This is a genomic window from Streptomyces sp. NPDC091289 (assembly GCF_044757365.1).
Taxonomy (GTDB): Bacteria; Actinomycetota; Actinomycetes; order Streptomycetales; family Streptomycetaceae; genus Streptomyces.
In genome coordinates this window covers 70,523-89,070 of sequence record NZ_JBIVUT010000024.1, presented here as the reverse complement: position 1 = coordinate 89,070, position 18,548 = coordinate 70,523, and the positions used below count along the sequence as shown (strand labels likewise).

Below are 18,548 nucleotides of genomic sequence, written 5' to 3'. Positions count from 1 at the left end.
GTACCTGAGGAAGACGGGCACGGAACGATGACGACGATCACGGACACGACCAACAGCACGACCAGCGGCACGGCGAACGGCACCGCGAACGGCACGGCGACGCGCGGGCAGTACCGCAGGCCCGACGCGGCGGACCGCCGCACGGCCGGCTCCGGGGGAGCGCCCGGGGGCAGGGTCTCCGTGGCGGTGTACGCGGAGGACCTGATCCTGCAGACCGGCATGATCCACCAACTGCGCGTGCGGCCCGAGATAGAACTGCTGCCGGAGGCCGAGGCGGACCGGGCACAGGTCTCCCTGGTCGTGGTGGACATGGTGGACGAGCCCACCGTCCAGCTCCTGCACCGCCTCCAGCGCAACACCTCCACCCGCACCGGGCTGGTCGTGGGCTTCTTCGAGTCGGGCGCCCTCCAGACCATGATCGAGTGCGGGGTCGCCGCCGTCCTCCGGCGCGGCGAGGCCGACCAGGACCGGCTCGTCCACCTGGTGCGGGCCATGGCCAAGGGCGAGGGCGTGCTGCCGGGCGATCTGCTCGGCAAGCTCCTCGACCACGTCAGCTCCCTCCAGCGGACGGTCCTCGACCCCCGCGGGCTCACGCTCTCCACCCTCACCGCGCGCGAGGCGGAGATGATCCGGCTGGTCTCGGAGGGCTGCGACACCGCGGAGATCGCGCGGAAGACCTCGTACTCCGAACGCACCGTCAAGAACGTGCTGCACGAGGTCGCGACCCGGCTCGAACTGCGCAACCGGGCCCACGCGGTGGGATACGCGATGCGGCACGGGCTGATCTGAGGGCCGGCCGTCCGGCGCCGGGCGCGTCAAGCGGCCAGGGCAGCCGGCCGGCCTCCACCGTGACCCGGCACGGGCCCGCCCCGGAGGCCGGCCGCCCCGCCCCGGAGGCCGGCCGGCTCCGGTCGCTCCGGCGGCCCGCTGCCCCGGGCGCGGGGCGCCCACCCGCCGCAAAGGGCAGCGGTCCCTTCCCCCGCTCCGGGTACTCGCGGCCTGTCCTTCGCCCCCGCGCGCGGGCGAAGCTGGCCGGTGGAGAGTCATCGACAGACTGTGAGGTGGGCCGTGACCGGCACTGCTGGCCCGGCAAAGCATTCCCGGCTGAGCCGACTGACCGGCGCGGTGGTGCTGTTGGCGCCCCTGCTGCTGGTCGGCTCGGCCGCCGCCCCGCACGGGGCGGGCGAGGCCGTCGCCGCCGTCGCGGACGCGGAACCGCTCGAGGCGGGGCGCATCGCCTTCGCCGGTACCGAACACCGCAGCCTGGGGCAGGCCAACGACGCGGACACCAGCGACCCGCTGTTCGGCGACGGGCCCGCCCACTACGACCAGGACCCCTCCGCCCGGGGCGACGTCCTGGTCTTCACCAGCCTGCGCGACAGCGCCAAGCCCCAGGTTTACGTACGCGGCGCGGACGGTGCGGTGCTCCGGCTCACCACCGACCAGGACACCGCCCACCCCGAACTCTCCCCGGACGGCCGGACCGTGGTCTTCGACGCGGCCGAGCCCGGACCCGGCGGCACCGTCCAGCGCGACCTGTGGTCGGTGGGCGTCGACGGCTCGAACCTGCGCCGGCTCACCGACACCCCCGACAACGAGGAGTCCCCGACCTGGTCGCCGGACGGCACGAGGATCGCGTACGCCTGCGACGGCGACGCCGCACGGGGGTGGCAGATATTCGAGCGGGCCGTCGACGGCGGCCCGCGGACCCGGATCAGCGACGGCCCGGCCGGTGACGCCACCGAGCCGTCCTGGAACCCGGTCGACGACGACGCCCGCCGGGGCCTCGTCGCGTACACCCTCACCACGAACCCCGACCCGGACGTCGACGACGGCACCGAACTCCGCGCCACCCAGGGCATCGGGACCGACCGGCCACTGCTGGCCGGCGCCCACGCCGAGTGGGGCACCCGCTCCGCCTCCTGGCTGCCCGACGGCAACGACATCGTCTTCCTCAGCCCCTACCACACCTGCGGCTGCGACGACTTCGACCACGTCTACCGGGTGACCGCGTTCGAGGGGGACGAGCCGCCGGACCAACTGGTCAACGAGAACCGCGAGGTGGGGCCGCCCACCTGGTTCCCGCCGGCCGGGACCGTCGTCGTCTCCCGGATCACCCCGGACCCCGAGACCGTCAAGAAGCCGGACGAGCTGCTGGCCGCCACACAGATCGTGACCCTCCAGGACGTCCGCCAGGACGGCTCCGACCCCCGCGACCTGGGCCTCACCATCCTGAAGGAGGACCCGGCGGCCCGTACCAACGACAACCCCGCCGAGGACCCGCTGTTCAACCCGGCCGCCGGGTACGACCCGTGGACCGAGCGGCAGAACTACACGCCCAACGGCCGGCGCATCGTCCTCACCCGCTTCGAGGACTCCGACGCCGGGCGGATCGAGCGGATCTGGATGGCCGACGCCGACGGCACGAACGAGGCGGTACTGCCGCTCGCCGGGCGCGGCCCGAACGACTGGGACACCGACCCCACCTTCTCGCCCGACGGCACCAAGCTCGCGTTCACCCGCACCTCGCCCGGCGGCACCGGGGAGGCGGCGGGACCGGGCCGGATCCTCATCGCCGACGTCGCCACCGGCGCGATCCTCGACGAGGTCCGGCCGCCCGAGGGCCAGCAGGCGGGCGGCGACGCCCAGCCGACCTGGTCCTCCGACGGCGTCAACCTCGCCTTCACCCGTAACCAGGTCATCAACGGCAACGGCGGCAACAAGCACATCTGGGTCGTCCCCGTGGCCGACCTCGGCCGGCAGCGGGACCTGAGCGCCACCATCTGCCCCGGCGACTGCGACGTCATCGACGACAGCCCGGCGTTCTCCCCGGACGGTCTGAAGGTGGCGTTCAACCGCAAGGACGGCGGCGGCCGGGTCAACGAACAGGCCGGCGTCCTCATCAAGCCCCTGAGCGGCGGCGGCTGCCGGGTCGTGCTGCCCTCCGTCCAGAAGGACAACCCCGCCGGCTGCGACCTGCCCATCCCCGACACCACCGCGACCGGCCCCCACCAGCCCCGTGACGTGGCCTGGTCGCCCGACGGCACCAAGCTCCTGTTCACCTCGCGCCGGGAGCTCGCACCGAACTCCATGGAGCAGCTCTCCGTACTCGACATCGCCTCCGGCGACCTGGCCCCCGTCGACAACACGCACGCCGGACGGCAGAAGGAGCCCGCCTTCCAGCAGTCGGTCGACCTGTCGCTGACCGCACCGCCCACCGCGCCCGCGGTCGAGGTCGGCTCGTCCACCGAGGTGACGATCACCGTCACCAACCGGGGCCCCTCGCCCTCGCCCGGCACCACGCTCACCGTCGACGCCCCGCCCGGCATACGGCTGGAGGAGCTGACCACCGACGCCGGGACCTGCCCCGCCGGCACACCCCAGTGCGACCTCGGCATCGTCCCGCCCGGCACCGACGTGACCATCACCGCCCGGCTGACCGGGGTGACCACCGGCGACCAGCGGATCAACTGGTCCGTCACCGGGGCCGTCCTCGACCCCAACCCCACGGACAACGCCACCGGCACGATCGTCCCGGTCGAGGACGTGCCGCCGCCGACCCCGAGCCCCACACCCACCACGCCGACCCCGACGCCGACCCCCACCGAGCCGACGCCCACCCCGACCCCCACACCGACGGCCCCCGCCCCGCCGCCGACGACCGCCCCGCCCGCGCCGCCGGCCCCCGCACCCCCGCCGCCCGCGCCCGAGGCCGGACCCGGCGTCACCGTGCGGGCCCAGCCCAGCCCCGGCTACGTCGGCGGCAAGGTCGTCGTCACGTACACCGTGCGCAACGGCAGGAACGCGCTCGCCACCGGACTCCGGCTGACGCTCGGACTGCCCGCGAACATCCCCGCCGGACCGTCCCCCGCGGGCTGCACCGGCGGCACCTGCACGCTCCCCGACCTCGCACCCGGCGCGTCCACCGTCATCAGCGTCGTCCTCTCGCCCGACAAGGCGCTCCGTACGACGATCACCGCGTCGCTCACCACCACCGGCACCGACGCGAACCTCCGCGACAACGTCTCCCGGATCCCGCTGCGCATCCTCCAGCCCCGCATCATCGCGGTGCCCAAGGTCGGCAAGCCCGGCTTCGTCACCTCCGTACGGGGCAAGGACTTCCCGCCCGGCGCGCCCGTCACGCTCAGCTGGAAGCCCGGGATCACCGCGAGCGCGGCCCCCACCCGGCCGCTCGGTGACGGCACGTTCATCGCCCAGCTCCTCATCCTGGCCAAGGATCAGACGGGGCCGCGCAGGGCCCCGGGTTCAGCCCGGTGAAGACGGACTTCCTCGTGGTGCTCGGCACCATCACCCCGCCCGACGAGGTGATCCGCCGATGATCCACGAAGTCGACGAGGGGCTGCGGCTGCTGCTGGCCGAGGCCGGTCTGGAGGAAAGTGGTGTCGACCTGGTCTTCGACGCCCCGACGAAGGACTGGTCCGCCCGCCGCAACGCCCCCACCATCAGCGTCTTCCTGCACGGCATCCGCGAGGACGCGGGCAGACGGCGCACCGGCACGGCCGAGGTGCACGACGGGGCGGGCGTGGTCACCGGCTGGCGGACCCCGCCGCGCTGGTTCGAGCTGACCTATCTGGTCACCGCCTGGACCAACCGCCCGCAGGACGAACACCGGCTGCTCTCCGAGGTGTTGCGCACCCTCGTCCGCTCCGACGTGCTGCCCGCCCGGATGCACACGGGCAGCCTCGCCGAGCTCGGCCTGACCGTGGAGCTGGAGGCGGCGGGGCCGGGAGCCGGCGGACCGTCCGCATCCGACGTCTGGTCCGCGCTCGGCGGCGAGCTGAAGGCCGCCATCGACCTGCGGGTCGTCGCACCGCTGGCCGGTGAACGCACCGAGGCGGGCCCGCCGGTCACCGAAGGACTCGTGATGAAGACCGCACCGAACCTGGACGGCGACGTCGAGAGCCCCGGCCGCCGGCTGCGCTACGACGGAGCATCCGACCCGGGCGGGGACGGTTTCGCCGCGCCCCGTGAACGACAACTGCCGCCCGGCCGGCGCAAGCGGGGGAACGCCGCACGATGACCCTGGCACCACAACCGACCCACGACCAAGGCCTTCTGACCGACGTCGAGGAACTCTGGGAGCGGCTCGGCCGCGTCGAGCAACGCGTCCGGGAAGCCGTCGCCGCACGCCGGGCCGTCGACCCGGACCCCGACGACCCCTACCGGGGGCAGTACCTCACCCCCGAGGCCGCGATCCGGATCATGGAGACCCGCGACGCCTTCACCCCCGTACCGCCGTACGCGGACGGTGCGCCGCCCCGCACGGAAGGGGGCCGGCTCGGCGACCTGGCCGAACGCTTCGGTCTCGCCCCGCCGGACGTCGAACTCCTCCTGGTCGCCCTGGCACCCGACATCGACACCCGCTTCGAGCGGCTGTACGGCTACCTCAACGACGACCTCACCCGCCGCCGGCCCACCATCGGCCTGGCCCTGGAACTCTGCGGGCTGCCCGCCGCGGGCTCCGGCCGCTTCCGGTTCTCGCCGTCCGCCCCGCTCGTCGCGGGCGGCCTGCTGGAGATCGCGGACCCCGAACGCCCCCTGCTCTCCCGGCTGTTGCGCGTACCTGACCGGGTCACCGCACATCTCCTCGGCGACGACGAGACCGACGGCCGGCTGCGCGGGCTCGTCCAGGAGGCCGCGCCCCCGCCGGAACCGGACGACCGGCCCGAGGTCCCCCGGATCGCGGCCGCCCTCGGCACGGGCAGCGGCCTGGTGCACCTGCTCGACCGGGGCGGCGACCCGCGCGGTCTCGCGGTCGAGGCGCTGCACACCGCCGGCCGCCGCCCCCTGGTCGTCGACATCGCGGCGCTCGCCACCGCCACCGAACCCGCCCCGCTCGTACGGGCGTTGGCGACCGAGGCCCGCCTCGGCCGGGCCGGTGTGATCCTCGGCCCGCTCGAAACGCTGGCCCCCGAACGCCCCGAGGGCGCCCGGGTGCTCGCCTCGCTCTGTGCGGCGCTCGGCTCCACGCCCCTGATCGCGTACGGGAAGAAGAACTGGGATCCGCTGTGGACGGCGGAGAGCCCGGTGCCCTTCCCCGTCCCGCCGCCAGGCCCCGACGGCGCCGCCCGGCAGTGGCGGCGCGCACTCGCCGACGCGGGCCGGTCCGTCGGCCTGTCCGCCGCGCACGCGACCGCCGACGACGCCCTCATCGAGGCGGCCGCCGCCTATCGGCTCGACTCCGGCCAACTCCGCAGGGCCGCGACCGTCGCGTCCCGGCTCGCCGCCCTCGGGCCCCGGCCGGTGACCCCCGAGGACCTGCGCACGGCGGTCCGCGCCCAGAACGGCGCGGGCCTGGAACGGCTGGCCCGCCGCATCGAGCCCGCGGTCGGCTGGGACGACCTGGTGCTGCCCCCGGCGACCCGCACCCAGCTCTCCGAACTCGCCCTGCGCGCCCGCCACCGCGAGACGGTGCTCGGGCAGTGGCGGATGCGCCCGGGCGGCGGGCGGGGGAGAGGCGTCATCGCCCTGTTCGCCGGGGAGTCCGGCACCGGCAAGACCATGTCCGCCGAGGTGATCGCCGCCGGACTGGGCATGGAGCTCTACGTCGTGGACCTGTCCACGGTGGTCGACAAATACATCGGGGAGACCGAGAAGAACCTGGAGCGGATCTTCGTCGAGGCGTCCGACGTCAACGGCATCCTCCTGTTCGACGAGGCCGACGCGATCTTCGGCAAGCGGTCCCAGGTCAAGGACGCGCACGACAAGCACGCCAACGTGGAGTCGGCCTACCTCCTCCAGCGCATGGAGTCCTTCGACGGCATCGCCGTGCTCACCACCAACCTCCGTGCCAACCTCGACGAGGCGTTCACCCGCCGCCTGGACGTGATCGCCGAGTTCCCGATGCCCGACGCCGAACAGCGCCTGGCCCTGTGGGACCGCTGCCTGGGCCCGGAGATCCCCCGCGATCCCGCGCTGGACCTGGAGTTCTGCGCGAACCGCTTCGAGCTGGCCGGCGGATCGATCCGGGCCTGCGCGGTGACCGCCGCCTACCTCGCGGCCGAGTCGCGGGCCCCGCTGACGATGGACCAGCTCGTCACGGCGGTGCTCCAGGAGTACCGCAAGCTCGGACGGCTGGTGCTGGAGAGCGAGTTCGGGCCGTGGCTGGCGAAGGAGCGGGGGCGCGCGGGGCGGTAGGCCGGGCCGAGGACGGCCGCGCTCCTTGATTGCGTATCCATCGAATGTTCCGTCCGCCGGAGACGGAACGTCCACGATGGGCTGCGTACGGGGCACGGTTCGATTCTTCGCTTTACGGAGGGGTACAGACAGATGCAGGTACATCGCAAGATGGTGGGACTTGTCGCGGGGGCGAGTCTGGCTGCCGGCGCACTGCTGGCGGTGACGCCCGCGCAGGCGGATGATACGGCCCGGACGGTCGGCGCCGCCGACTGGGAGGGCAGCGACAAGACGCTGCGGACACCGTCGGATCCGGTGGGCGCGGACGTGGGCGTGCTCGCGACGTCGCCGCAGATCTCGCCGGCCGCCGAGCGGATCCGCTACGTGGCGTCGAGCACGGACTACACGTGCTCGTCCGGGCGACTGTGCACCCGCGTGTGGGACCCGGTCGTCAAGAAGTGGAAGGTGTTCGACCTGTGGGTCTGCAAGACCTACTCGCTGTCGTACTGGGGTGGCACCGGCGGGTTCGTGAACACCCAGACCAAGGGCACGAAGGCGATCTTCTACAAGGAGAACGGCACGCAGCACGGGTCCTCGACCGCGCCCGCGACGTCGGCCTCGTACAACTGGAACCCGGTCTGGAAGATCAAGAACTGCTGATCCGCGCATCGGCAGGAACGCGCCCGCCCCGGGACGGGAGGACCGTCCGGGGCGGGCGCTCCGTCGCCCGCCCCCTCACACTCCGTTGAGCAGCGCCTTCCCCAGCGCCGTCCGCCGATGAAGCATGCGGTGTCCGTCCCGGAAGGAGCTGACGAGCCCCGCTTCGCGCAGCACCGCGGCATGCCGGCTCGCATTGGCCGGGGACAGCCGGAGCGCGGTGGCGATCCCCGTGGTGGACATGGGGCTTTCGAGCAACTCCAGCACCTGGGTCCGGGTGCGTCCGAGCAGCCGGTGCAGCCGTTTCGCGGAGCCGGATTCCCGATCGGCGTCCAGGAGCCAGCCCGGCGCGAGCGGGAGCGGGTGGACCAGCACCGGAAGGAGGTCGGGGGCGGCCAGGGTGACGGGCCACCGGGCGCAGAAGAACGACGGGATCAGCGTCAGCGGGCGGCCGTTCAGCTCCAGGTCCCGGCCGAAGGGGTAGCCGCATTCCAGCCGGCCGCCCCGCCAGGCCAGCTCCGGCTGGTAGCCGGCCAGCAGACCTTCCGCCCCCGTGGCCAGCGCCGCCTCCGCGCGCGCCGCCCGGTCCGCGCCGACGGCACGGTCGATGGCCGCCCGGTACGGTGCCACCGCCACGGCGTGATAGCGGCGCACCGCCGCCCCCAGCTGGTGCAGTGCTTCGCTCCCGCCGGCGGCGAGCCTGCGAGCGCCCGCGGGCATCGCCCGGCCCTCGTAGAGCTGGGCGATCTCCTGCCGCAGGCTCCGTCTGGGTGTGGAGAGCACCGCGTCCAGTCCGGCGTCGGGGTCGGCGACGCCGAGCCCGGGGGTGAGGAAGTCCGGAAAGAAGGGCGCGCACGGGCATAACTGCATCAGTGCCCGGGTCATCCTGCCCAGCCCCTCGCGCGCCAGCCGCTCGCGCACCTGCTGCCGCCACGGGTCGAAGACCAGCGCGGCGTGCCGGTTCTGCAGCAGCTGCAGGCTGAGCACCACGTCCCACATGAAGTCACCGGCCCCCGCCACCCGCAGCCGGTTGAGATCGTCCTTGCCGAAGTCGATACGCAGCATGCCCCCGCGCCCCCCTGCGCTTTCCCCCACACACCGTCATATCAGACGAACGGGCGATGACGGATGGTTCCGAGGGAAGGAAGGATGTCCGAAAAGCAGGGTTCCGCCGCGCTGACCCGAAGGGGTGACCACCACGGGTGGCTCCCGTGTCCGCCGGTGCCCGGCTCCGATACTGAACCGATGATCACAGGACTGCGTGCGTGGGTGCTTCCGGAGCGTCAACGGCGGTCGCAGGCCGAACTCGCGGAGGACCTGGACCTCTCGTGCGGGGACGCGCGCGCCAAGCAGTCGGCGTTCTGGACCATGCTGTTCTTCTCCGCGGTGATCGCGGCCGGCGGTGTCCTGACCGACTCCACGGCCACGGTGATCGGCGCGATGATCATCGCGCCGCTGTCCACCCCGATCATGGGCATCGCCATCGGTGCCGTACAGGGCCGACGCGGCTCGGCCGGCCGCTTCGTGCTCGCCGGGGTGCTGCTGGTGGTGGCGGTCGGAGCGGTGGGTTCGCTGGCGGTACCGGCCGATTACGATCTGCTGTCGGACAGTCAGATCGCCGGCCGGACGTCACCCGGCCTGCTGGACCTGGTGGCCGCCCTGGCGACCGGCTTCGCCGGAGCGCTCGCCCTGTCCCGCAAGGACGTCGCGGCCGTGCTGCCCGGCGTGGCCATCGCCATCTCGCTGGTGCCGCCGCTGGTCGTCGTCGGTGTCTGTGCCGGACAGAGCGCCTGGTGGCTGGCGCTCGGCGCGCTGGTGCTCTTCGTCTCCAACCTGCTCGCCCTCGTCTTCGCCGGCATGGTGGTCTTCGCCGCGCTCGACCACGCCCAGGAACGCCCGGCCCGCGCGTCGCGCCGCGCCTACGCGACGCTCGGGCTGCTGTTCGCCGCGGTGGGCCTGGTGCTCGCGGCCAGCACCACGGTGACCGTACTGCTCCACGTATGGACCACCCGCACCTCCGCCGCCGCGACCACCTGGCTGTCCGGCACACCGGGCGCGCAGGTCATCGACGTCCAGGCACGCTCCCGGACGCTGTACATCGCCGTGCGTACCCCGGCCGATCTGCCACCGCTGGACCGGCTGCTGGCCGAACTCGGCGGACAGGTTCCCGACGGGGTCCCGGTGGCGGTGGTGACCACCCAGGGCCGGCAGCTCCAGGTCGGCCGGGTCGGGGACTGACCGCCCGGCCGCGCTTCCGGAACGCCCCGTCCGAGTCAGGGCTCGGGGACAAACGGCCGGGGGCGCTCGCCCGGTCTCGGGAGCGCCCCCGGCCTTCCTGTTACGGCCGTGCTCAGTTGGTGTTGAGCGTCAGCCCGTAGTAGCGAAGGGTGTCGTCGAGCGGCTGGAAGTAGGAGGAGCCGCGCGAGTTGACCCCACCGGTGCACTTCTGGTTGGTCGGGCCCCCCGAGGTCATGCCCTGGGCCTGGTTTCCGGAGATGTACGCGCCGCCGCTGTCGCCGCCCTCCACGCAGACGCTGGAGGTGGCCAGGCCGCTGACGACCGTGTCGGGGCCGCCGTTGGGGTCGGTGTAGGTGACGGTGTTGTTGTACGAGCCGATCGTGCCGCAGGTCCAGCCGGTGGTGGCGCCGGACTTGCAGACCGCGGCGCCCGACGAGGCGCGGGTGCCGCCCCGGACGGCGACCGGGTCGCTGTTCCCCCAGGTGCCGACGCCGGTGGTGATCGAGTGGCCGGAGTTGATGGTCGCGATGCCCATGTCGACGCTGCGGGTGCCGAGGGCGTAACGCGTCTTGTAGCCCTGGGCGAAGGCCGCCCCGTCGTAGCGCAGGGTGTTCGTGACGCAGTGCCCGGCGGTCACCAGGTACTGCTTGCCGGAGCTGTCACGGGCGCCGTAGCCGACGGAGCACCACTGGGTGGTGTTGTTGAACGTCATCTTGCTGCCGGGGTAGATCGCGGCCTTGGCCTCCAGCTTCTCCTGGCCCCGCACGATCCGGACGGCGGAGCCGTGCTCGGCGGCCTTGGCGAGGAACGCCTTGGCGGCGGCTCCCCGGTCGTTGTTGACCTTGACGGTCACCTGGTCGGCGGGCAGGTCCACGGACCAGGCGACCACGCCGGAGGGGGTCTTCCCGGCGGCGAGGCGGTCCAGCTCGGCCTTGATTCTGTCGAGTGCGGCCCGGCCTCTGGCGGGCACGCGGGCGTCGAGGCCGGCCTTCTCGATCCGGGCCGCCTCGGCCCGGTCGTCGGCGTTGACGGTCAGCCGGCCCGAGGCGTCGAAGAACGCCCCGTCGCCGGATATGCCGCGCTTCCGCAGGTCGGCGAGCTTGGCCTGCTGGGCGTCCTGCCGGTCCAGCCGGTCGACCGCGGCCTGCTCGCTCACACCGAGCGAAGCGGCCAACGCCCGGACCATCTCGGGCTGGTAGCGGGGAGTGGTCGCCCCGTCCTGTGCCTGGGCCATGGTCTGCGTTCCCAGGACCGTGGCGGCCGAGAGCAGAACGCCCGCGGCGGCAAGGCTGTACTTACGAGTGTTGCGCACGCTGATTCCTTCCGGATGACAGCCAAGACCCGTATGGGGGGTGAATCGCCGGGCCCTGGCCGACGGCGAGTTCAGAACTCGCCGCGAGCCGAACTATTGAGGCCCGGCGTCCGCCGGGAAACCCGGAGCGACGCATTCACGGATACGCAGATAATGCGAGGGGCCGTATCGGCCCCGGGGCTTCAGAGCCGGCGCAGTTCCCACAGTCGCCAGATCGCGTCCTCGGCCAGGAGATGACCGCCCAGAACGGTCGAACGCGTCACCACATGACGCTGTTTGTGCCAGACGGGGATCAGGGGCGCGTCCTTGGCGATCGTGTCCTGGACCGTCCGGAACCGTTCGATGGCCTTGCTGCGATCGCTGAACCGCTGGGTATCCCTGATGGCGTGGTCGACCTCGGCCGAGGTGTAGCCGTTGCCGAGGACGTTGCCGGTCCCCACCAACGGCTGGACGAAGGTGTCCGCGTCGGGGAAGTCAGGTATCCATTGGTAGAGGTGGACGTCGAACTCGCCTTTCAGGCTCCGTTTCTGATACGTGGTGAAGTCACGCTCCTCGACCAGCTCGACCCGGAACAGACCGCCCTTCTCCAACTGCTCCTTCAGTACGCCCGCCTCGACGGCGGCGATGCCGGTCTGGTGGCCGAGCTTGATGCGCACCGGAGTGGTGACGCCGGCGGATCGCAGGCGTTGGGCCGCGTACGCGGGATCCGCCTCCGGGTAGCGGTCGAAGAACGCCGTGCTGTGTCCGACGACGCCCTGCGGGACGAGCGAGTACAGCGGCGTCACGGTGTGGTCGAACACCTCGCTCGCCAGGTGTCCGCGGTCGATGAGTGCGGCGAGGGCTCTGCGGGCCTCGGCGTTCCCCAGGGGCTTGCGCGGGGAGCGCAGGTTCAGCACGAGATAGTGCGCCTCGGCGCTGTCTCCGGTGGAGAGACGCACGTCCGTGTCGCTGGGGTCGATCCCCGCGAGGGTGGCGGCCGGAAGCCCCGCGTAGGCGATGTCGACCGTTCCGGCGTTCCACGCCTCCTCGACGTTCCGCGACGTCTCGAAGTAGCGGACCTCGACCGCGACCCCCCGCTTGGTCACGGCGCCGTCGTACGCGGGGTTCGGTTCCAGAGTGATGGCTTTCCCGGCCGTGTAGGACGAGATGACATAGGGACCCGATCCAGAGGCGCTCTTCTCCTCCCGCAGCCGGTTCGCGGGGAATTCCGCCGGGTCGACGATGGACCCCGCCCCGGTGGCGATCTTCGACGGCCAGGTGGCATCGGCGTTCGCGAGGCGGAACGTCACGAGAGAACCCCGGGCGTCCACGGAGAGGAGGTTCGCGAACAGAGGCCCCGGCCCCAGCGGATCCCGGATGCGGAGAATGCGCTCGAACGACCTCTTCACCGCCGTCGCGGTGAGCGGATTCCCGTTGGAGAACGTGAGGCCGTCACGGAGCTCGCACCGGTACGAGGTGAGTGCGGGGCCGGTGAAGGCACAGGACTCGGCCGCGTCGGGCTTCGGGGTGGGCGACCCCGGCTCGAAGGTCAGCAGGTTCTGGTAGATGTTGGTGAAAACGGCCCAGGATCCGGCGTCATACACCCCGGCGGGGTCCAGTCCGGCCGGAACACTGGCCGTCCCGATGACGATGGGCTTTTCGTTCCCGGTCTCGGTCGGGGATAACTGGCAGCCACTGGCGAACAGAAGGGCGAAGGACCCTGTCGCGATTCCGAGACGGATGAGTTTCATGGAGGTGCTCATGCTTCCCTTGGTCATGGGCATGGCGGTGCTGTGCGTCGGTGGGGGGAACCTAGTGACAGAGCGTGCGCGTTTTTATCCGTAGGCGGGAATCACGGATACGGCGTCGTGCGCCCGGCCCGCCCCGCCGCGGACGCGGCGAGCGCCGCCACGCTCGCCCGTGGCCGCCGGGAGGCGCGCGGATACGCCGGACCGCGCCGGATCACGCAGGGCTGCGCGCGGATACGCCGCGATACGCCGGGCTCCGTAGGGACGTGCGGGGATACGTATAGGTGATCGGGTCATTCCGGATATTGAGGATCGCCCGCGCCTCGTACGTTGGTGTGACCTGTCAGCGGTGGATCCGGTGCGAGGGACCTCGGCCCGGTCGGCGCGCATCCGTCGCGGCCCGCGCCGTAGGGCAGGAAACCGCGACACCGAGGAGATGGCGTCATGGGCGAGCTCTACTTCCAGGTCAATGTCCCCACCAGGAACTCCACGCAGCCGGAGCGGTGCGGCCTGCACGTCTTCACCGGGTCCGCCGAGACCGGGTCGGACGCCCTGCGCATCGCGCGCGAGGCGTGCGACGCGGCGGTCGCCGCACAGAAGGCGGGCTTCGCCCTTCCGCGCCGACGTCCGGACGGCTGGGGAGCGCGCGGGGTGCGTTCCGGGTGGGTGTTCGACTGGACGGCCGCGACCGTGGCGGTCTGGGAGCACGACAGAAGCTTCCGGGCCGACCGGTCCTTCCTGCCCGTGGGGCCTCGTCAGAGCCGGTGAGCGAGGTCGCGGCGGGAGAGCGCGCCGGTCTTCCGCATGGCGCCCGCGATGTGCTGCTCCACGGTCCGTGGGGAGAGGTGCAGGGTCGCGGCGATCTCCCGGTTGGTCAGGCCGGAGGACGCGAGCTGGGCGACCTCGGCCTCCCGGGGGGACAACTGGTCGGTGTGCGACGGGCGGCCGGGCGGCCGGCCCTTCCTGGCGGGCTGCCGGGTACGCAGCAGGGCGCGGGCCCGCGTCGCGTCCCAGAGGGCGCCCAGGTCGGTGAAGTCCTGGGCGCAGGACTCCAGTTCGGTGATCGCCGACGTGGTGGCGGCAGGGTCGGCCGCCGGGCCCGTCGAGGCGGCGGTGTCCTCGCTCGCCGCGCCCGGACCGGAGTCTCCCGTGGTGTCCGTGGCGTCCCCGGTGTCCGCCGCGAGTACGCAGCGTACGGCGCCCTCGACCGTCAGGGCCCGGGAGTAGGGGCGGGGCAGCTCCGCGTAGGACGCCGCGGCCTTCCGGTACGACTCGGCGGCCGCCAGCAGACCGCTCCGCCGCCCCTGGGCCAGCGCCTCCGTCTCGGCGAGCACGGCCCGGCTCCACACCAGTGCGGCCCTGGCGGCGGGCGCGTCACCGTCTCCGAGGCCCTGGGAGAAGTCCCGGACCAGGGCGTGCGCCGCGTCCGTGTCGCCCGCGCGCGCCAGTGCCTCCACCGCCCACGGCGCGAGTTCGGCGGCCCAGGGCCACACCCCCTTCTCGGCCACCACCTCCCAGGCCGCCCGCGCGTGTTCCGCCGCGGCGGTCACCTCCTGGCGGGCCAGCGTCAGGCGGATCACCGCACCGGCCGCCGTCGCGCCCAGGGGCACCGGCAGGTACTCCGTCCCGAAGGTCCCCCGCTGGGACAGCCAGGATCTGGCCTCCCCCCAGTCCCCCTGGGCGACGGCGAGCAGGCCGCGCACCACGTAGGCGTCGGAAGCGATGAACGGCATGTCCGCGGTGGCGGTGACGAAGTCCTCGCACCGGTTGGCCAGGCCCAGCCACTGGCCGGTCCACCACTCCTGGAGCAGCCGCGTCCCCGACGCGCTGTGTTCCGTGTACGGCGCGCCGCTGCGCGCGGCCAGTTCACGCCCCTCTGCCAGCAGGCCGTCCACCCGCCCGTAGAAGCCGAGCCAGACCGCGGAGTCCGCGGCGTTGCACAGACCGCGTGCCGCCTGCCGGGCGCAGGCGGGGTCCGTGCTCTTCACGGGCAGCCGCTTCACCAGGTCCCACGCCTCGGGGTCGGCCCAACTCATGGCGAGTCCCACATGGTTGGCCAGGACCGCCGTACGCATGGCTTCGTCCCCGCTGTCGTCAGCGGCGGCCACGGCCTTGATCAGCCACGCCCGGTGGACGTCGAGGGAAGGGCCCGGCCAATAGGGAGTGACCAGCGCCGCCATGGCGCGTGCGGCCAGGACGGACCGGACCTCGCGCAGTTCGGCGGCGGCGATCTCCAGCACCCGCCAGCCCTCGGTGAACCGGCCCATCTGGTTGCACAGCATCAGCCCCAGGTCGAGCCGCAGCTCTCCCCGTACGGCCGGGGGAAGGTCCGCGTCCCGCACGATCTGCTCGAGCACCTCCACGGTCTGGTCCGAGCGCAGCCCGGTGACCGCGTTGCGGGCCAGCAGCGGCGCCAGCCGGGCCCGGGCCTGCGGGGGGATGCCGGGGGTGGCGAGCGTCCGCTCCAGGAGGGTGATCGCCTGCTGGTGCCGGCCGGACGCCGCCGCCGACTCGGCCGCCTTCTCCACCGCCCTGAGCCAGCCGCGGTCCTCGCCGGCCGCCCGGTGGTGCCCGGCCACGGCCGCCCACGCCACGGGCTGTCTGCGGCGGAGCACGGCCGCCGCCCGCCGGTGCAGATCCTGCCGTACGGGACCGGGCACGGCGTCCCGTACGGCAGCGGCGGCCAACGGCACGGCGAAGCCGTAACGTCCCTCGCCCAGCTCCGCCAGGGCCGCGCTCTCCAGGGCCCGCAACAGGGCATCGCTCCCCGGTACGGCTCCGAGCCCCGACACCGCGATCAGTTCGTCACGGGCGGCGGGTCCGTCCAGGACGGCGGCCGCCCAGACCAGCGGCCGGTGCGCCGGGGACAGCGCGTACGTACGGTTCAGCACCAGCTCCGCCAGACGGGCCGGCACACCGGCCGCGGCCACCTCGGCGGCCGTGCCGGTGCAGGCCGGCCGCCGTTCCCGCAGCATGGCCAGCAGATCGACGACCACCCGGGGCACACCACCGGTGCGCTCGTGCAGCGTGCCCACGGCCTCGGCCGTACAGCCGCTCTCGCCCAGGACCTCCGCGGCCGTCTGCCGGACGCGTTCCTCGTCCCAGGGCGCCAGCCGGACCCTGAGCACCGACAGCCGGAACGGATAGGTCGTCTCCGGACCGCCCAGCGGCAGCCCGGGAACGGGGAGCTCCTCGGGGCGGTAGGACACCACGGCCGCCGACCCCGGCTCCAGCCGCTCCAGCACCCGCCGCAACCGCCGCAGCTCGTCCTCGCCGGCCCGCTGGACGTCGTCCACCAGCAGCAGGGTCGGCTTCCCCCAAAGCCCGTCCTCCACCTGCTGCCCGCCGTCGGCTCCGCACCGCCACCACAGGCGGACCACATCCGGGGCCTCGGGCAGAGCGGCCAGTCCGTGCAGCAGATGACTCTTTCCCAGACCGGCGGAGCCTTCGACGAACAGCAGCACCGGCTCGGCGTGCGGCTCGGCGAAGGCGCGTGCGAGGGACCGCAGGGCAGAACCACAGGTCGCGATCACATCGCCAGCCTCGCTCTTCATCTTCCTTATTCTCGGTGAACGACCACGGACCGCACCTCTTCACGGGCAGTCGCCCGCGCTCACCCTCCGCGCACCCCTGGAGGTGCGCGGGCCCGGGCCCGCGGAAGGAACATCGGCCCTACGGCGTGCAGCGGAGCACGCCCGGCCGACTGCCGGGAAGCAGGGCGCAGGGCCATTCCGGCTGGGACCCCGAATGACGACGCGCGCGGGTTCCTTCCGCAGGCCCGGTCACCGCCGCCCGAAGCTATGCCACCGCCGCGCTCCCCTTACATCCGAGGAGGCGGAATCACGGATACCCGATCAATGTCCCGCCGTGGCCCGCATCACGACGGCCCACGGCCAATCGAGTCTTTGACCTGCGGATTTTGTGCTGATGGTCCTGCTCCAGCCAGGTGCCCATGGCTTGCGCCGCTTCTCCTCCAAGGCGGTCGCCGGCGGTTCGGGGATCAGCCCCGGCAGGGTGCAGGCGACCAGGGGGGAAGCGTCGGAAGTGCGCTCGAGCCCGGGCCGCGAGGTTCGGGGCGAGCGGGACCTTGCGGGTCTGCCCCGGAGAAGGCAGAAGCAGGGCCGTCCCTTGATGTCCACCGGAGCTGGCGTCGTAGGTCCGGGCTTTCCGTCACGTACACGCCGGCCCCACTCAAGACATGGCCGCTCATCGTCCGTATTCACCGCCGGTTCGGGCACGATCTGCCTTTGACCGAACGGCTCGTCCTGCTCGATGACGAAGGCGACACCCTCGAGCACAGCGACACCCCAGAGGCGGACATCGACGCCGAGGTCATAGCCGAAGCCCGGCGTCTGACAACCCACTCCAGTCCACCCACTGGAGCGCCGAGTGGGGTTTCGTGTTGGGTCAGCGGCGCCAGCGTTCCTCGCCGGGGCCCTTGCAGGTATAGAGCCTGCCGTTCTCCTTGCCGATTCCCGTCGATCCGGGATGGGAGCAGTAGGCGCCGGGGGTGACGGTGCCGACGCTGCCGCCCCCATCGGAGCCGCCGGATGACGAGGAGCTGGAACCGTCCGAGTCGTCGTCCGTGCTGGGTGGTGCCGGATCGGGGTGTAGCTCCGTGAACTCCGTCTTCGGGCAGGCTGTGCCGGGTGCAGTCACCTTGAGGTTTGCCGTGATGGTCTTCGGATACTCGATATCCTCGTCGGCCTCCGGGTCTTGGAAGCAGACGGTCCAGTCGCCGACGGTGGCGGGGAGTGTGACGTCGGAGTAGGCGCTGTCCGCCTCGATCGCTTGGAGCGCGAGCGGTTCGAGCGTTGTGGACGCCTTCTCGAAGGTCTGGCCGACGACTTTCGGTATCTTCGGGTACGGGATCGTCTCGCCGTCCTTCGCAGGGCACGGCCACTCGTTGCGGACTACGCCGAAGTCGAGCGTGGGCATCGAGCCGGCCTTCTTGGCCGCCGAGGTCTGGAAGCACACTTTCCAGTTGCCATCGGCCCACTGTCCGGCGTCGCCGTCCGAGGCGTCGTGGGAGATTGCGTTGAACCCGGCGGAGTAGGCGGCAGCCTTGGCCTTCTTGAGGTTCTGCCCCACGTAGCTGGGCGGCCCACTGGGTGACGGGCTCGCGGACGGGGTGGGCGTGGCCGCCGCCTCAGCCGTTGCCGTAACAGTCGCGACCGACTTCGGCTTGGCGTCGCTTTCCGGGTTCTTCGGTGGGTCGCCGAGGAACGGCGTGATGAACCAGAGGCTCGCGAGAACGGATGCGATGATCTTCTTCGTCCGGCTCCATCGGCTGAGCCACGCCAGCGCGATCCCGCCGGGCGGGAAGACGACCAGGGCCGCGATGACGACCGCAGGGTGCTGCCACCAGCGCCGCGCAGGCGCCGACGGAGGCGGGAGATGGCCGTACGGCGGGGGCTGCTGGGGATAGCCGTAGCCGGGCGGCGTCGTCGGCATCGTGAACTCCTGGAGAACGAGGA

Annotated in this window: 11 protein-coding genes and 1 pseudogene; 7 read left to right on the top strand and 5 right to left on the bottom strand. The window is 72.5% G+C overall.

Annotated features, from left to right (window positions below; all coding sequences use genetic code 11):
- The first annotated feature begins 27 nt into the window (after positions 1-27).
- The 5 genes and pseudogenes from ACIQPT_RS28960 to ACIQPT_RS28940 all read left to right on the top strand — a co-directional run bounded on the left by ACIQPT_RS28960 (position 28) and on the right by ACIQPT_RS28940 (position 7,797).
- Positions 28-789: a response regulator transcription factor gene (locus ACIQPT_RS28960; RefSeq protein WP_401160046.1), complete on the top strand. Its 762-nt coding sequence runs from the start codon at positions 28-30 to the stop codon at positions 787-789.
- Positions 790-1,125: 336 nt separating this feature from the next.
- Positions 1,126-4,340 (top strand): annotated as a pseudogene (locus ACIQPT_RS28955) (hypothetical protein).
- Positions 4,337-5,041, top strand: a complete 705-nt coding sequence (locus ACIQPT_RS28950; protein WP_401160044.1) for a DUF4255 domain-containing protein — start codon at positions 4,337-4,339, stop codon at positions 5,039-5,041. The pseudogene ACIQPT_RS28955 and the gene ACIQPT_RS28950 overlap by 4 nt, the downstream one beginning before the upstream one ends.
- Positions 5,038-7,158: an ATP-binding protein gene (locus ACIQPT_RS28945; protein ID WP_401160042.1), complete on the top strand. Its 2,121-nt coding sequence runs from the start codon at positions 5,038-5,040 to the stop codon at positions 7,156-7,158. The genes ACIQPT_RS28950 and ACIQPT_RS28945 overlap by 4 nt, the downstream gene beginning before the upstream one ends.
- A 150-nt stretch (positions 7,159-7,308) precedes the next feature.
- Positions 7,309-7,797 (top strand): hypothetical protein, encoded by a 489-nt coding sequence (locus ACIQPT_RS28940; RefSeq protein WP_401160040.1) that lies wholly within the window; start codon positions 7,309-7,311, stop codon positions 7,795-7,797.
- A gap of 75 nt (positions 7,798-7,872) precedes the next feature.
- On the opposite strand, the gene ACIQPT_RS28935 is transcribed toward ACIQPT_RS28940, so the two are convergent.
- Positions 7,873-8,859, bottom strand: coding sequence for an ArsR/SmtB family transcription factor (locus ACIQPT_RS28935; RefSeq protein WP_401160038.1), 987 nt, complete (start codon positions 8,857-8,859; stop codon positions 7,873-7,875).
- A 180-nt stretch (positions 8,860-9,039) separates the two neighbouring features.
- Here ACIQPT_RS28935 and ACIQPT_RS28930 point away from each other — a divergent pair, with 180 nt between their 5' ends.
- Positions 9,040-10,032 carry a DUF389 domain-containing protein gene (locus ACIQPT_RS28930; RefSeq protein ID WP_401160036.1) on the top strand — a complete coding sequence of 331 codons (993 nt, stop codon included), beginning with the start codon at positions 9,040-9,042 and terminating at the stop codon, positions 10,030-10,032.
- Between the two features lie 112 nt (positions 10,033-10,144).
- Here the strand turns inward: ACIQPT_RS28930 and ACIQPT_RS28925 are convergent, their stop codons facing one another.
- Entirely contained in the window at positions 10,145-11,344 is a 1,200-nt protein-coding gene (locus ACIQPT_RS28925) for a S1 family peptidase (RefSeq protein WP_401160035.1), read from the bottom strand.
- A 182-nt stretch (positions 11,345-11,526) separates the two neighbouring features.
- Positions 11,527-13,107 carry an ABC transporter substrate-binding protein gene (locus ACIQPT_RS28920; RefSeq protein WP_401160034.1) on the bottom strand — a complete coding sequence of 527 codons (1,581 nt, stop codon included), beginning with the start codon at positions 13,105-13,107 and terminating at the stop codon, positions 11,527-11,529.
- 408 nt (positions 13,108-13,515) lie between these two features.
- Between ACIQPT_RS28920 and ACIQPT_RS28915 the strand changes: the two genes are divergently transcribed.
- The gene (locus tag ACIQPT_RS28915; protein ID WP_401160032.1) at positions 13,516-13,839 is read left to right on the top strand and encodes a hypothetical protein; all 324 of its coding nucleotides are present in this window, start codon (positions 13,516-13,518) and stop codon (positions 13,837-13,839) included.
- On the opposite strand, the gene ACIQPT_RS28910 is transcribed toward ACIQPT_RS28915, so the two are convergent.
- Both ACIQPT_RS28910 and ACIQPT_RS28905 read right to left on the bottom strand, forming a co-directional pair.
- On the bottom strand, positions 13,827-16,625 hold the full coding sequence (locus ACIQPT_RS28910) for a LuxR C-terminal-related transcriptional regulator (protein ID WP_401160030.1): 2,799 nt from the start codon (positions 16,623-16,625) through the stop codon (positions 13,827-13,829). The two genes, ACIQPT_RS28915 and ACIQPT_RS28910, sit on opposite strands and share 13 nt — an antisense overlap.
- Positions 16,626-17,478: 853 nt before the next feature.
- Complete coding sequence (locus ACIQPT_RS28905) at positions 17,479-18,525, bottom strand: PASTA domain-containing protein (protein ID WP_401160028.1); 1,047 nt, start codon at positions 18,523-18,525, stop codon at positions 17,479-17,481.
- Positions 18,526-18,548 lie beyond the last annotated feature (23 nt).

Coding starts and splice junctions, on each gene's coding strand:
- ACIQPT_RS28960 (WP_401160046.1), top strand. CDS start 28: ATGACGACGATCACGGACACGACCAACAGCACGACCAGCGGCACGGCG.
- ACIQPT_RS28950 (WP_401160044.1), top strand. CDS start 4,337: ATGATCCACGAAGTCGACGAGGGGCTGCGGCTGCTGCTGGCCGAGGCC.
- ACIQPT_RS28945 (WP_401160042.1), top strand. CDS start 5,038: ATGACCCTGGCACCACAACCGACCCACGACCAAGGCCTTCTGACCGAC.
- ACIQPT_RS28940 (WP_401160040.1), top strand. CDS start 7,309: ATGGTGGGACTTGTCGCGGGGGCGAGTCTGGCTGCCGGCGCACTGCTG.
- ACIQPT_RS28935 (WP_401160038.1), bottom strand. CDS start 8,859: ATGCTGCGTATCGACTTCGGCAAGGACGATCTCAACCGGCTGCGGGTG.
- ACIQPT_RS28930 (WP_401160036.1), top strand. CDS start 9,040: ATGATCACAGGACTGCGTGCGTGGGTGCTTCCGGAGCGTCAACGGCGG.
- ACIQPT_RS28920 (WP_401160034.1), bottom strand. CDS start 13,107: ATGCCCATGACCAAGGGAAGCATGAGCACCTCCATGAAACTCATCCGT.
- ACIQPT_RS28915 (WP_401160032.1), top strand. CDS start 13,516: ATGGGCGAGCTCTACTTCCAGGTCAATGTCCCCACCAGGAACTCCACG.
- ACIQPT_RS28910 (WP_401160030.1), bottom strand. CDS start 16,625: ATGAAGAGCGAGGCTGGCGATGTGATCGCGACCTGTGGTTCTGCCCTG.
- ACIQPT_RS28905 (WP_401160028.1), bottom strand. CDS start 18,525: ATGCCGACGACGCCGCCCGGCTACGGCTATCCCCAGCAGCCCCCGCCG.